Here is an 11792-nt window from a genome sequence, read left to right on the forward strand (position 1 = left end):
CTAATAGACCAGTATAGACTGACGCGACCACTGAGATACGTGCGCTCGCACCGTGATGTGCGGGACGGCGTCGTCTCCGTTCACTCCCGACGGACGACACGCCGGGTTCGTCGAGCCCAGCGACCCGGCGGCGGCGCGACATGGCGCGCCTTCCGAGCCAGTCCCATCCCTCACCGTCCCGCTTTCTACCGTGGCTCCGACCCGAGAGCGTCGTCCTTCGATGCATCGCGGGTCGTCAGGTACTTTTCCGGGTGGTCCTAAGCCGACGGTGATGGAGTATCTGGAGCGGCGTCGTGACCGCGTCGAGGAGCGTCTGGAGGCGGTCCTCGACGGCGTCGAACCCGACGAACTCGCCGACGAGGTCCGCCACGTCGCGCTGTCGGGGGGCAAGCGCGTGCGGCCGACGGTGACCGTGCTGGTGTGTGAGGCCCTCGGCGGGGACCCCGACGACGCCGTGGACTTCGGCGTCGGTATCGAACTGGTCCACAACGCCTCGCTGGTCATCGACGACATCATCGACGAGTCCGAACTCCGGCGCGGGACCCCGGCGGCGTGGGCAGAGTTCGGCCACGGCCCGGCCATCATCGCCTCCGACGGCCTGCTGGGCGAGGCGTTCGCGCTCTTCTCCGCGGACGAACGCGCGATGCAGACCGTCGCCGAGGCGATGGTCGAACTCGGCGAGGGTGAGGCCACCGAACTGGTCGCCCAACCCGGCAACGAACGGGAGTACATGGAACTGGCGCGCCGGAAGACCGGCGCGCTGTTCCGGGCGGCCGCCGAGTTGGGCGCTATTGCCGCCGACGCGGACGCCTACACCGTCGAAGCGATGGGCGAGTACGCCGAGCGCGTCGGCGTCGCCTTCCAGATGCGCGACGACGTGTTAGACGCCACCGCCGACGCCGAGACGCTGGGGAAACCGACGGGCCACGACGCCGAGATGGAACGCCCCTCGCTGGTCGAGGTGACCGACCTCACCCCCGAAGAGGCCAACGCCCGTGCCCGCGCGGAGTCCGACGCCGCGCTCGAAGCGCTCTCGACGGTCGACGCCCCCGACTCGCAGTCCATCGAGTACCTGCGAGACTTGGCGGAGTTCGTCGTCGTCCGCGAACGCTGAGCGGCCACCGCTTCCCGAACGGTAGCCCTTTTGTCCGCTCTCGACGAACCGCCGTCAATGACAGTTATCGGTATCGTCGGGTTACCCGGCAGCGGCAAGAGCGAGGCGGCCAACGTCGCCGCCGACATGGGGGTGCCGGTGGTGACGATGGGCGACGTCATCCGGCAGGAGTGTCGCGACCGGGGCCTCGACCCCGCGAGACACCACGGCGAGGTGGCGAAGGCCCTCCGCGAGGAGAACGGCCCCGCCGCGATTGCCGAGCACTCGCTTCCCGTCATCGAGCGCGAACGCGAAGACGGCGAGACGGTGCTGGTCGACGGCATCCGCTCGGACGTGGAAGTCGACGCCTTCCGCGACGCCTTCGGCGAGTCGTTCGTCCTCGTGAAAGTCGACGCGCCGTTCGACCTGCGGGCGAAGCGACTGGACCTGCGCGGCCGGGACGCCGGCGGCGAGGACGGCGGCGAGTCACTCGAGGACCGCGACGAGCGAGAACTCGGGTTCGGGATGGGCGAGGCGATGGCGATGGCCGACCTGACCATCGACAACACCCAGTCGCTGGCGGCGTTCCAGCGGAAAGTGCGCACGCTGATTCGGGACGGACCGGAGGCGGTCGACGCGTGAGCGCCGTCTACAGCGTCGACGTGACCATCACCGCGCCGGTCAACGACACCGAGGTCACCGACCGCGTGGCCGACGCCGTCCGAAATCTGTTCCCGGAGGCCGACCCCACTCACCGCGAGGGCGAACTCGTCGCCGAGGTCCACACGATGGAGGGGTTCTCGCAGGCACTCCACGCCGCCGAGATTCTGGACACCGCCCGCTCGGTCTTCTTCGACTCGCTTTCGGGCGACACCTTCGCGTTCGACCTGAAGAAGCAGGCGGCCTTCGAGGGGCGCGTGAACTTCGCCGTCGGCGACCCGTCGGAACTGGGCGACATCCACGTCGAGGTCATGGTCCGCGACCCCGACGCCGAGAGCTACATCGACTACGTCGCGCCGCCGACCGAGGACGGCAAACCCCTCGACCCGGAATGACGACCGCGCTGTGTTTCGACCTCGACGGGACGCTGGTCCACCGTACCGAACCCTACGACGCGGTGACCCGCGCCGCCCTCGCCGACCACGGTATCGACGCCGACGACGCCCTCGTTTCGACCGCCCAAGAGACGTTCTGGCGTGCGCACGAGGCGATGGACCCCGACCCGTTCGGGCAGTCGATGCAAGTGGTCCTCGACGAGACGGGCGCGGACGGCGACCCCGAGGCGATGGTCGAGACGCTCCGCGAGCGAGCGTACGCGACGACCGAAGTCCCCGACGCGGCCCGCGACAGCCTCGCCGGACTGGCCGAGGACGACGCCCTCGCCGTGATTACCAACGGGATGCGCGAGTGGCAACTCGGCAAACTCGACTACCACGGCCTGACCGACCGCTTCGACACCGTGGTCGCGTCCTACGAAGCGGGCGCGCACAAACCCGATGCCGCCCCGTTCGACCTCCTCAGAGAGCGCCTGCCCGCCGACGAGTACGTGATGGTCGGCGACGACTACGAGGCAGACGTCGAGGGCGCACGGGCGGCGGGGTTCGTCCCCATCCACTACGAGGGACCGGACGGCGACGGACCCGACCTCTGGGCCACCATCGGCGCCCTGCTGTAGTCAGAGGCCGCTGACGAATATCGCCACCCACTCGCCGAGTTCGCGCCGGTCCGTGACGCGCACTTCCTCGACCCATTTCACCCACTGGAAGCCGCGTCGCCCCGGCGCGACAAGTCTGAGGGGGAAGCCGTGGCCGTGTGAGAGTCGCTCGCCGTCGACGTGCGTGGCGAGGATGGCGCTCCGGGCTTCGTCCACCGGGAGACTCCACCGGTAGCCGGTCACCGACCGGAACTGGACCCACGCCGCGCCCTCGTCGACCACCGCGGCATCGAGGAGGTCACCGACCGCGACGCCCTGCCACTCGTGGCCCGAGTACCACCCGCTCGTGCAGTCGAGGATAGCGTCCTCGGCGGCGTCGGTCGGAATATCGGCGAGCGTGAAGGATTTCCGGTTGTCGACGCGGCCGGTGAGGCCGAGTCGCCACTCGCTCGCGTCGACCGGGTCGGGGTCGTCGGCCACCCAACTGGTCACCGGGAAGCGGTTGCCGTCGCCGGTCCCCTCCTCTCGGGACCCGGTGTAGCGCCGGTCGGCCCCGGCCGTCGCCAGCGCGTCGTTCAGCGGTCGCTGAAGCCGCCAGACGATGGCCCCCGTCGTGACCAGCCCGGCGTAGCGGATGGCGTCGCGCCGTCCGTGCCGCGTCGCCGTCGCGGGGGAGTGAAAGCGATAGCGGAGGTGCCACAGCAACAGCGGCGGGACGAGCAGTCCGAGGCCGACGTGGAGGTGAAACAGCCCCCACGGTCCCAGGTCGAGCGTCCCGCCGAAAATCCACCAGACGCCGGTCACGAGCGCCGCCGTCGCGTCGAGAGCGAGGAGGAGCGAGAGCGCTCGCGGCGCGGTCATCCGGTCCGGCGTCACCCGGTGGCGGACCCGCCACAGTTTCACCGGGAGCAGACAGACGAGGACGACGCCCGCTATCGCGTGGAGGTCGATGACCCACGCGGTGTCGGGCGTGCCGGTGAACATCGTCGCCACGCCCGTCGCTAGCAGCGCCGTGACGGCGACGAACAACCCCCAGTCGACGGCGCGCGGCGAGGGCGTGTACCGCCGGAGGTCCATAGCCGAGGTTAGGGCCGGACGCGCTTATACTGCGGGCCGCGTAGGCCGAGGTTACTGCGCCGTGTCACCCTGTCGCCGGTTCACAGGGCTCTCGCACGCCTTAACCGTCTCGCCCGCCGAGTTACGGGCACGAATGCAGACGCTACAGACACGACTCCTGACCGTCACCGTCGGCGCGATGCTGGCCGTTCTCGCGGGCGACCTCCTCGGGTCGACCCCCCTCGAAACCGCCGGATTCGTCGGCGCGACCCTCGCGCTCGCGGCCCTGTTCGTCGCGATGACGAGTTCGCTGTTCGCCGGACTCGCGCGGCAGCCGGACTCCCCGCTCGTCGCCGACCGACCCCGCCGATAAGTACCGCCCACAGAACCGAGTTTTCAGTACGACCGTTCGAGGACGACCCGACCGTCGGCGTCCCGGACGACGACCGTATCGCCGCCGTTGTTCCAGATAGCGCCGTCCGCGTCCCAGTACAGGCTATCGGCGGTGTCGGTCCCACTTCCCGTATAGAGAGTCACTCGCTCGCCGGGGTCGAGCGTCACGTCCCCGACGGCGTAGGTGTGGCCCGCCGCGTCGCCCACCGTCCACCCGGCGAGCGAGAGCGGGGAGTCGCCGCGGTTCTCGAAGACGACGTACTCGTCGTTCAGGTTCTCGTTGTCGTTCCCGGCGGCGTCGGCGTGTATTTCGGCGACGGCGAGGGGCGAGTCGCCGGGCGTCCGGGTCGCCGCACTGGAGTCGAGACAGGTCCAGAGGCCGCGGCGGGCCTCGCGGGCCGTCCGCTCGGCCTCGTGGAACCGGTCCAGTCGCGAGAAGTCGCTCTCGTAGACGCGGGCGTGGCCCGTCGCGACCAGTCGGTAATTGAACAGACGGTCGTCGACGACGACGTACGCGAGGCGGCGGTCGTAGCGGTCCCGCCGGTCGGCGTTCGGGTCGCCGACGACACCGACCGTCTCGCCGAGCAAGCCGTCTTTCGCGAAGTTCGAGGCGTCGCCGCCAGCGGCGCGGAGGCACTCGCGCCCCGCCTCGGTGTCGGGGACGCCCTCGAACTCGGCCGGGTCGTTCTCGGCGTGGACCTCTGGGGTGTCGACGCCGAGCAGGCGAATCGTGTCCTCGCTCCCGTTCGGGTAGGCGACGCGAATCGTGTCGCCGTCGACCACCGCGACGACGGACGCCTCCGTGGCGGGGTCGGGAAGTGGTCCGGCGGACGGTTCGTCCGCCGTCGATTGCACCCGTTGTGGGGTCGGTTCCGCAATCGTGATTCCGCCGCATCCGGCCAGCGCGACGGCGAGAGCGACGACGAGGGCGGCGAGGACGCGCATTGACGGACCGAGACGTGCCACGACCACAAACCTGCCGGGCGGAGTTTATTGGTACTGCACCGAGACGTCACAGACGATGCTCGTCCCACTGCCGGTCAAGGACATCATGCAGACCCCCGCACGGACCGTCGACCCCGAGACCACTATCGTGGCGGCGGCGAGGCGACTCCGCGACGAGGGCATCGGGTCGCTCGTCGTCGAACGAGACGGTGAGTGCGTCGGCATCATCACCGAGAGCGACATCGTCGCCGTCGCCGCGGCGGAGGGCGACACGGACGCGTTGACCGTCGGCGACGTGATGTCGACGGCCCTGGTCACCATCGGCCCGGATGCAGACATCGAGACGGCCGTCGAGCGCCTGCGAACCCACGGCGTGAAGAAACTCCCCGTCGTCGGCGCGGACGGCCTCGTGGGGATGGTGACGACGACGGACATCTCCAGTTACCTCCCGCACCTCTCACACCGCTCGCTGTCGGCGGCCGACCGCTCCGACCGCCCCGAACGCCGTCGGTTCACCCGCCCCGACACGCTGTACGAGAACGACGACTGGGAGTTCGAGAGCTACGGAACCGCCGACGGTATCGACGTGGGCGACCACGTCCGGTTCACCAAAACCCTCTCGGAGCGCGACGTGGAGCAGTTCGCCGAGGTCAGCGGCGACACGAACCGCCTTCACCTCGACGACACCTTCGCGACCGGGAGTCGGTTCGGCCGCCGTATCGTCCACGGGACGCTCGTCTCCGGCCTCATCAGCGCCGCCCTCGCGCGCCTGCCGGGGCTGACCATCTACCTCTCACAGGAACTCAGCTATCGCGGTCCGGTCGACATCGGCGAACGCGTGACCGCCCACTGCGAGGTGGTCGAGCAGTTACGCGAGAACCGCTATCGCCTCGCCACCGCCGTCGACGACAGCGACGGCGAGTGCGTCGTCGAGGGCGACGCCGTCGTCATCTCCGACCCGATTCCCGACCCGGGGTAGTTTCACGCTACGTTCGCCCACGTCTGAATAACTAAGCCAACGCCCCCTCGACGGTCGCACATGGACGCAGTCGACCGTCCGACCTTCGAGACGAGTGCAGCACGGTCGGTGTATCAGTACGTCGAGCGACACGGTACGGCGGCGCGCCACCGCGTGCGAGCGGCCAGCGACCTCGACCCGGCGGTGTTCGACGAGGCGCTCGAACACCTGCTGTCGAAGGGGTACCTGGCGGACGACGGCGGGACCCTGTCGCTCGCGCTCGACGTGGGCAGCGTCGAGCGCTACGCCGAGGGGCCGGTTACGTACACGATTCGCCCGGCCCAACCGGACGACTTCGAGGGACTCATCGACGCCATCCGCGCCGTCTCCGACGAGAGCACCTACGTCGTCGCCGAGAGCGTCGCCGAGCAGTTGCTCTACGAGGACGCCGTCACCCGACACAACACCGTCGAGTCGCGCGTGTTCTTCGTCGCTACCGTCGACGAGAAACTGGTCGGTTGGTGCCACCTCGACCTGCCCCAACTGGACAAACTCAGGGGGACGGCACAGTCCACCGTCGGCGTCGTCCCCGAGTATCGCGGACACGAAATCGGAAGCCGTCTGCTCGAACGCGGGACCGAGTGGGCGCGGGCCAACGGCTACCGGAAACTGTACAACAGCGTCCCGGCGGTCAACGAACGCGCGCTGGCGTTCCTCGAAAGCCACGGCTGGCACACCGAGGGCATCCGGCGGAATCACTACACGCTCGGCGACGACACCGTCGACGAGGTGATGATGGCCCGCACGCTCGATTAGGCCAGCAGGACGACCAGCGCCACCGCGATCCAGACGATTTTCAGCGCCGTGTTCACCGCGATTACCTTCGACCCGAATTCCCGGCCCCAGATGCCGTACTGGAACGGGATGGACCGTTTGAACGTCGAGACGGCGAAGGAGACGATGCCGCCGACGAGCATCGTCGCCACCGCGGTCCGAGCGGTGAACGTCCCGTTCTCGACGAGCGGAGCGATGACCACCGCCCCGGAGGTTGTGTCCAGCGCGAACGCCGCGACGACGGGCACCGCGGCACTCGGCAGGCCGAGAAGTCCAGTGAGGTCGCCCGCGACGCCGACGACGCTGGCCCCGCCCTGCCCGAACAGCGCCAGCAACTGCTCGCTGTAGGCGACCAACAGCGTGACGACGACGTAGATAGCCGCGAGTCGCGGCATGATGTCCCGGACCTTCGACACCGTCTCGCCGTAGGCCTCCCGGAGCGCCGCCGCGCGGGTGTCTGGCCGGTCGGTGCCTGTCACGTCGGCCGCGTCGCTCTCGGTCGCACCGCCGTCGGTCGTCGCCTCGTCCGCGTCGGCCGCGGCGGTCGCCCGGCCGTCTAACAGCACCGCGCCCGCGGCGATGCCGGTCAGCGTGATAGCGAGCGCAACCAATCCGCGCGTGGTGACGTAGAGAACGCCGACGCGCGGGCCGAGGATGGGAACGAGGATGGGGACGTAGAACGTGACGATGTGCTGGGCGAACCCGAAGAAGGTGTTTATCGTCACCGCGACGAGCGTCGCCCGGTCGTCCAAAACCCCCGATTCCCGGAAGTCCGCCAGCATCCCGTAGCCCGCCGTCGGCGAGGCAGTCGTCGTCAGGATGGCCGTCCCCGCCTCCTCCGGGAGGTTCGCCGGACCGGTGAGGTACTGCGAGACGACCGCAATCTTCTCTACCAGTCCGAACGCCACCGCGAGGTTCGCGAGAAACACCCCCAGCGAGAGGAACACCGCGATGCGGGCCACCCGCAGGACAGCCTCGGCCAACAGCGCGGTGACCGGGTGTGTCAGCAGGTCGGCGACGGCGTTCTGCACGTCCCGAACTCGGACCGACGGCGGCAAAGGTCCGTCGAAATCCGGGGCTATGCCCCGACGAACACGCGCACCACGCCGAAGAGGACGAGGACCCCCAGCACGTCACAGACGTTGGTGACGACGGGGATAACCACGTCGTCCGGGTCCAGTTCGAACCGGTAGGCCGCGTACGTCGTCACCGTCGTGACCCCGACGGCGAGCGCCGCCAAGACGACGCCGCTGGTCAGCGCGATGGCGACGACCAGACCCAGCGGGAGGCGCGCGCCGCCGACCACCGACTGGACCGCCCACGCCCCGGCCCCGACCAGCGGGAACACCGTCAGCGCGAGTGCGACGGTGGCGAGGGCGTTGCCCGCCAATCTGTCGTCGGTCGGGTCGAAGGATAGCAGGCCGAGGTGAAACGCCGTCGAGAACCGCGCGGCGAGGATGCTCCCGAGGTTGCCCGCCATCCCGATGGTGACCGGGACGAGGACGAGGAGCGAGGGGTAGCGAAGCAGCGTCGACTCGAACGTATCGAGGACGAGACCACTCCCGAGTTCGATGGCCGTCAGCACCACCAGCACGGGGAACATCCGGCGGACGATACCCCGGACGGACCACGCCGAGGACGCCACGTCAGCCACCTCCCAGCGCGAGGACGATGCGCGTCGCCGCCAGCAGCGTCGCCACGCCCACCACGTCGCCCGTCGTCGTCACAACCGGCCCGGCGAGCGTGTCCGGGTTGAGGCCGCGCCGGTAGCCGACGAACACCACCGAGACGACGGCGATAGTGAGGAGGACGCCCGAGACGAACCCGGCGATCAGCGCGATACCGACGAGCGTCCACAGCGACGCCGACGGCCGACCGAGCGCCAACAAGAGCGCGACGGCCAGCACCGCCGCCACGCCGCTGACGAGGACCCCGTTCGTGAGCGCCGCCACCACCGCCGCGTTCACGCGGTGGTCGGCGAGCGAGAACCGGGGTTCGACCAACCCCTGATGGAGCGCCGACCCGAGGCGCGCGCCGAGCGACCCGTAGACGTTGCCGCGGGTCGCCAACAGCGCCGGGACCAACACGAGCAGTCCCGCGACCTGTTCGAGTTCCGCGTCCATCCCCCCGAGGACGACGCCAGCGAAGAGGCCGCCGACCGCGCTGAGCGTCAGCACCGGCAGCGACTCCCGGTAAGCCTCGACGGCCACCTCGCGGACGGTCATTATCGGACCGACAGGGCGCATTCGGAAAAAGAGGGGTGGTCCGGCGTCCGCGACCGAAGCGTTCAGGCCCGTTCGCCCCAACCCACAGGCGATGGACGAGCCACGGGTCCTCCTGACGAACGACGACGGTATCGACGCCCCCGGTCTCGCGAGCCTCTACGAGGAACTCACCGCAGTCGCCGACGTGACGGTCGTCGCGCCCGCCGAGAACCAGAGCGGCGTCGGCCGGACCCGAAGCCACCGCACCACCCGCGAAGAGCACCCGTGGGGGTACGCCCTCCACGGCACGCCCGCCGACTGCGCCGCCTACGGCCTGCGCGGCCTCGACGCGGAGTTCGACCTCGTGGTCTCGGGGTGCAACCACGGCCCGAACGCCGGGAACTACGTCGTCGGACGCTCGGGGACCGTCGGGGCCTGCGTCGAGGCGGGCTTTCTGGGCGTCCCCGGCGTCGCCGTCTCCGCCTATCACTGCGAGGACTTCTTCGTCTCGCCCGCCGACTCCTACGACTTCGACCGCCCCGCCCGGGTCGCAACGGAAGTCGTCGTCCGCGCCCTTTCGGGCGGCGTCTTCGAGACGGCGGACTTCCTCAACGTCAACGTCCCCGTCGACGTGGCCGACCCCGAGATGCGCCTGACCGAACCGCACCACGACTACGACTTACAGGTCGAACACGACACCCAGACGGCTGTCGACGAACAGGCCAACAACGGGACTGAGGGCGACATCGCCCTCCGGGACGTGGTGTGGCCCGACACCGTCGGGTGGGAGAACCCCTTCGCCAGTGACGTTCCCTTAGGCGACCGCTACCCCGTCGGAACCGACCGCCGCGCACTGGTCGACGGCGAGGTCAGCGTCTCGCCGCTGACCGCCCCCGCCGTCGGCGTCCAGTCGAGCGCACTCGAAACGCTGGTCACCGGATTCAACGAGAGCGGGGCCGCTCGGAAGCGAGCGGAGTAGCGGGGGTCCGCAGGAACCTGGGACAGCGATGCGACGAGCGTCGCGACCCACAGCGTAGTAGCGGCCCCGGCGGAGCGGCGACCGACCCGCGAGCGGCCCGTCGGGCGATTATTTACCAGCGGGTGACATACTGACGCACATGCGCGTCAGTCGTGCCCGCGTCGAGGAAGTGTTGTTGGCAATCGTCCACGAAGTCAGAGCGGAGAAGGTGACCTTCCTCGCGGGGTCTATCGCCTACCACGCGTTTCTCTCGATACTCCCCCTGTTGTTGCTGTTGCTCGCCGTCCTCCAGCGAACGGAGAATCTCGCTCTCAGGGACTCTATCGTCGGTATCATGCAGTTGGTGCTGACCCAACAGGCCAGCGACGTCATCCAGCAGGGACTGACCGAGGCCGACGCATCCATCTCCATCCTCGGCATCGTCATCCTCGTCTGGGGGGCGCTCCGCATCTTCCGCGGCCTCGATACGGCCTTCTCGGACATCTACGAGACCGAACGCTCGAACACCTTCCTCGACCAACTCAGCGACGGCATCCTCCTGCTCGTGACCGTCGGCATCGCCATCATCGCCGCCAGCCTCGTCGGGAACGCCATCTCCCTCGACGGCGACGGACTCCTGACGACGCTCTTGCGGGGCGCGCTCACCACCGCCGGACTGTTCGTCGTCTTCTATCCGATGTACTACATCTTCCCCGACACCGACTGCTCGCTCGTCGAAGTCGTCCCCGGAACGGTCTTCGCCGCCGTCGGTATCGCCGTCGCGCAAGTCCTCTTCACGACGTTCAAAGCCGGGAGCGCGGGCGGGAACCTCGTCGCCAGCATCGTCCTCCTGCTGACGTGGCTGTACGTCGTCGGCCTCGTCATCCTGCTGGGCGTCGCCATCAACGCCGTCCTCTCGAACCGCTCGGGGGACGTGGACATCGACCCGGTGTTGGGCGGCGTCCCGCGGCGGAAAGGCGACGGCCTGACCACCGTCGACCGGAAGGCGCTCCTGACGGATTTAGACGAACTGGCGACGCTGCTGCGCGAACGCGACGACCCAATGACGGTTCGCGTCGCTGGCGAGGAGTTCGAAATCGCCTCGCCGGAGACGGCCCGCATCGAGTCCTCGACGGCGGTCTTCGGCCTCGACGACTCGGTGGGGCTGACGCTGCGCTGGTGGCCCGATACGGACGCCTCACAGCGCGACGACGAGGAGTGAGAGTCGCCGAGTGACGAACTCCGCGGCCCCGGCGACTCGGCGACTACGCCGTCCGGTCGCTACAGACCAGCACCGGCCGCTCTGTTCCGAGGACGACCTGTTGGGTGACGCTCCCGAACAGCGCCTTCCCCGCCGGTGAGCGCTTGCGGCCGCCGACCACGAGGAGGTCGGCGTCGAACTCGTCGGCGACTGCCAACAGTTCCGCTGCTGGTTCCCCGGTCCGCCCTTCGAGCGAGACGGCGATACCGGCGTCTTCGAGAATCTCGCGCGCCCGTCGAACCGAACCCACCTGCGTCACGGTGGCGGCCTCGGGGTTGTCTTCGAAATCGTGGACCAGCGTGACGTGCGTCGCCTCGCAGTCGAGGGGCATCTCGACCAGTTCCGTCGCCTGTGCGCGCGCTCGGTTCTCGTTGCGGTCGATGCCGACGACTATCTCGTACATACAGGCCAGTCACGTCGCAGAACCAAAGTCACG

The 11792-nt window shown here is 69.1% G+C and carries 15 protein-coding genes; 9 read left to right on the plus strand and 6 right to left on the minus strand.

From position 1 onward, the window contains the following. Positions 1-271: 271 nt before the first annotated feature. From NJQ44_RS16595 to NJQ44_RS16610, 4 genes are read left to right on the plus strand one after another with little or no spacing between them, the layout of a single operon-like run. The gene (locus NJQ44_RS16595) at positions 272-1114 is read left to right on the plus strand and encodes a polyprenyl synthetase family protein (RefSeq protein WP_254272444.1); all 843 of its coding nucleotides are present in this window, start codon (positions 272-274) and stop codon (positions 1112-1114) included. Between the two features lie 57 nt (positions 1115-1171). Next, entirely contained in the window at positions 1172-1735 is a 564-nt protein-coding gene (locus tag NJQ44_RS16600) for an AAA family ATPase (RefSeq protein ID WP_254272445.1), read from the plus strand. Further along, positions 1732-2148, plus strand: a complete 417-nt coding sequence (locus NJQ44_RS16605; protein ID WP_254272446.1) for an RNA-binding domain-containing protein — start codon at positions 1732-1734, stop codon at positions 2146-2148. Before NJQ44_RS16600 ends, NJQ44_RS16605 begins: the two co-directional genes overlap by 4 nt. Beyond that, positions 2145-2768 carry an HAD family hydrolase gene (locus NJQ44_RS16610; protein ID WP_254272447.1) on the plus strand — a complete coding sequence of 208 codons (624 nt, stop codon included), beginning with the start codon at positions 2145-2147 and terminating at the stop codon, positions 2766-2768. The genes NJQ44_RS16605 and NJQ44_RS16610 overlap by 4 nt, the downstream gene beginning before the upstream one ends. On the opposite strand, the gene NJQ44_RS16615 is transcribed toward NJQ44_RS16610, so the two are convergent. After that, positions 2769-3824 (minus strand): molybdopterin-dependent oxidoreductase, encoded by a 1056-nt coding sequence (locus NJQ44_RS16615; RefSeq protein WP_254272448.1) that lies wholly within the window; start codon positions 3822-3824, stop codon positions 2769-2771. Between the two features lie 133 nt (positions 3825-3957). On the opposite strand from NJQ44_RS16615, the gene NJQ44_RS16620 reads away from it, so the two are divergent. Continuing rightward, positions 3958-4176 (plus strand): hypothetical protein, encoded by a 219-nt coding sequence (locus NJQ44_RS16620; protein ID WP_254272449.1) that lies wholly within the window; start codon positions 3958-3960, stop codon positions 4174-4176. A gap of 23 nt (positions 4177-4199) precedes the next feature. Here NJQ44_RS16620 and NJQ44_RS16625 read toward each other — a convergent pair whose 3' ends face one another. Further along, positions 4200-5141, minus strand: coding sequence for a lamin tail domain-containing protein (locus tag NJQ44_RS16625; protein ID WP_254272450.1), 942 nt, complete (start codon positions 5139-5141; stop codon positions 4200-4202). A 76-nt stretch (positions 5142-5217) separates the two neighbouring features. Between NJQ44_RS16625 and NJQ44_RS16630 the strand changes: the two genes are divergently transcribed. Together NJQ44_RS16630 and NJQ44_RS16635 are read left to right on the plus strand one after the other, a co-directional pair. Next, complete coding sequence (locus NJQ44_RS16630; protein WP_254272451.1) at positions 5218-6120, plus strand: CBS domain-containing protein; 903 nt, start codon at positions 5218-5220, stop codon at positions 6118-6120. Positions 6121-6180: 60 nt separating this feature from the next. Next, positions 6181-6915, plus strand: coding sequence for a GNAT family N-acetyltransferase (locus NJQ44_RS16635; protein ID WP_254272452.1), 735 nt, complete (start codon positions 6181-6183; stop codon positions 6913-6915). Here NJQ44_RS16635 and NJQ44_RS16640 read toward each other — a convergent pair. The 3 genes from NJQ44_RS16640 to NJQ44_RS16650 are packed head-to-tail and all read right to left on the minus strand — an operon-like array spanning position 6912 to position 9158. Beyond that, a complete protein-coding gene (locus tag NJQ44_RS16640; RefSeq protein ID WP_254272453.1) occupies positions 6912-7964 on the minus strand; it encodes a nucleoside recognition protein in 1053 nt (350 codons plus the stop codon). The genes NJQ44_RS16635 and NJQ44_RS16640 overlap by 4 nt on opposite strands. A gap of 47 nt (positions 7965-8011) precedes the next feature. Continuing rightward, complete coding sequence (locus NJQ44_RS16645; protein ID WP_254272454.1) at positions 8012-8587, minus strand: magnesium transporter; 576 nt, start codon at positions 8585-8587, stop codon at positions 8012-8014. Continuing rightward, the gene (locus NJQ44_RS16650) at positions 8580-9158 is read right to left on the minus strand and encodes a magnesium transporter (RefSeq protein ID WP_254272455.1); all 579 of its coding nucleotides are present in this window, start codon (positions 9156-9158) and stop codon (positions 8580-8582) included. The genes NJQ44_RS16645 and NJQ44_RS16650 overlap by 8 nt, the downstream gene beginning before the upstream one ends. Before the next feature lie 91 nt (positions 9159-9249). On the opposite strand from NJQ44_RS16650, the gene surE reads away from it, so the two are divergent. Together surE and NJQ44_RS16660 are read left to right on the plus strand one after the other, a co-directional pair. Continuing rightward, a complete protein-coding gene (surE, locus tag NJQ44_RS16655; protein WP_254272456.1) occupies positions 9250-10116 on the plus strand; it encodes a 5'/3'-nucleotidase SurE in 867 nt (288 codons plus the stop codon). 139 nt (positions 10117-10255) lie between these two features. Continuing rightward, complete coding sequence (locus NJQ44_RS16660) at positions 10256-11317, plus strand: YihY/virulence factor BrkB family protein (RefSeq protein WP_254272457.1); 1062 nt, start codon at positions 10256-10258, stop codon at positions 11315-11317. Between the two features lie 43 nt (positions 11318-11360). On the opposite strand, the gene NJQ44_RS16665 is transcribed toward NJQ44_RS16660, so the two are convergent. Further along, positions 11361-11759 carry a universal stress protein gene (locus NJQ44_RS16665; RefSeq protein ID WP_254272458.1) on the minus strand — a complete coding sequence of 133 codons (399 nt, stop codon included), beginning with the start codon at positions 11757-11759 and terminating at the stop codon, positions 11361-11363. Between the last annotated feature and the right edge of the window lie 33 nt (positions 11760-11792).

Origin of the sequence: Haloarcula marina, from assembly GCF_024218775.1 — an archaeon.
Taxonomy (GTDB): domain Archaea; phylum Halobacteriota; class Halobacteria; order Halobacteriales; family Haloarculaceae; genus Haloarcula; species Haloarcula marina.

Coding starts and splice junctions, on each gene's coding strand:
- NJQ44_RS16665 (WP_254272458.1), bottom strand. CDS start 11,759: ATGTACGAGATAGTCGTCGGCATCGACCGCAACGAGAACCGAGCGCGC.
- NJQ44_RS16600 (WP_254272445.1), top strand. CDS start 1,172: ATGACAGTTATCGGTATCGTCGGGTTACCCGGCAGCGGCAAGAGCGAG.
- NJQ44_RS16630 (WP_254272451.1), top strand. CDS start 5,218: ATGCTCGTCCCACTGCCGGTCAAGGACATCATGCAGACCCCCGCACGG.
- NJQ44_RS16635 (WP_254272452.1), top strand. CDS start 6,181: ATGGACGCAGTCGACCGTCCGACCTTCGAGACGAGTGCAGCACGGTCG.
- NJQ44_RS16615 (WP_254272448.1), bottom strand. CDS start 3,824: ATGGACCTCCGGCGGTACACGCCCTCGCCGCGCGCCGTCGACTGGGGG.
- NJQ44_RS16595 (WP_254272444.1), top strand. CDS start 272: ATGGAGTATCTGGAGCGGCGTCGTGACCGCGTCGAGGAGCGTCTGGAG.
- NJQ44_RS16650 (WP_254272455.1), bottom strand. CDS start 9,158: ATGACCGTCCGCGAGGTGGCCGTCGAGGCTTACCGGGAGTCGCTGCCG.
- surE (WP_254272456.1), top strand. CDS start 9,250: ATGGACGAGCCACGGGTCCTCCTGACGAACGACGACGGTATCGACGCC.
- NJQ44_RS16610 (WP_254272447.1), top strand. CDS start 2,145: ATGACGACCGCGCTGTGTTTCGACCTCGACGGGACGCTGGTCCACCGT.
- NJQ44_RS16620 (WP_254272449.1), top strand. CDS start 3,958: ATGCAGACGCTACAGACACGACTCCTGACCGTCACCGTCGGCGCGATG.
- NJQ44_RS16625 (WP_254272450.1), bottom strand. CDS start 5,141: ATGCGCGTCCTCGCCGCCCTCGTCGTCGCTCTCGCCGTCGCGCTGGCC.
- NJQ44_RS16660 (WP_254272457.1), top strand. CDS start 10,256: ATGCGCGTCAGTCGTGCCCGCGTCGAGGAAGTGTTGTTGGCAATCGTC.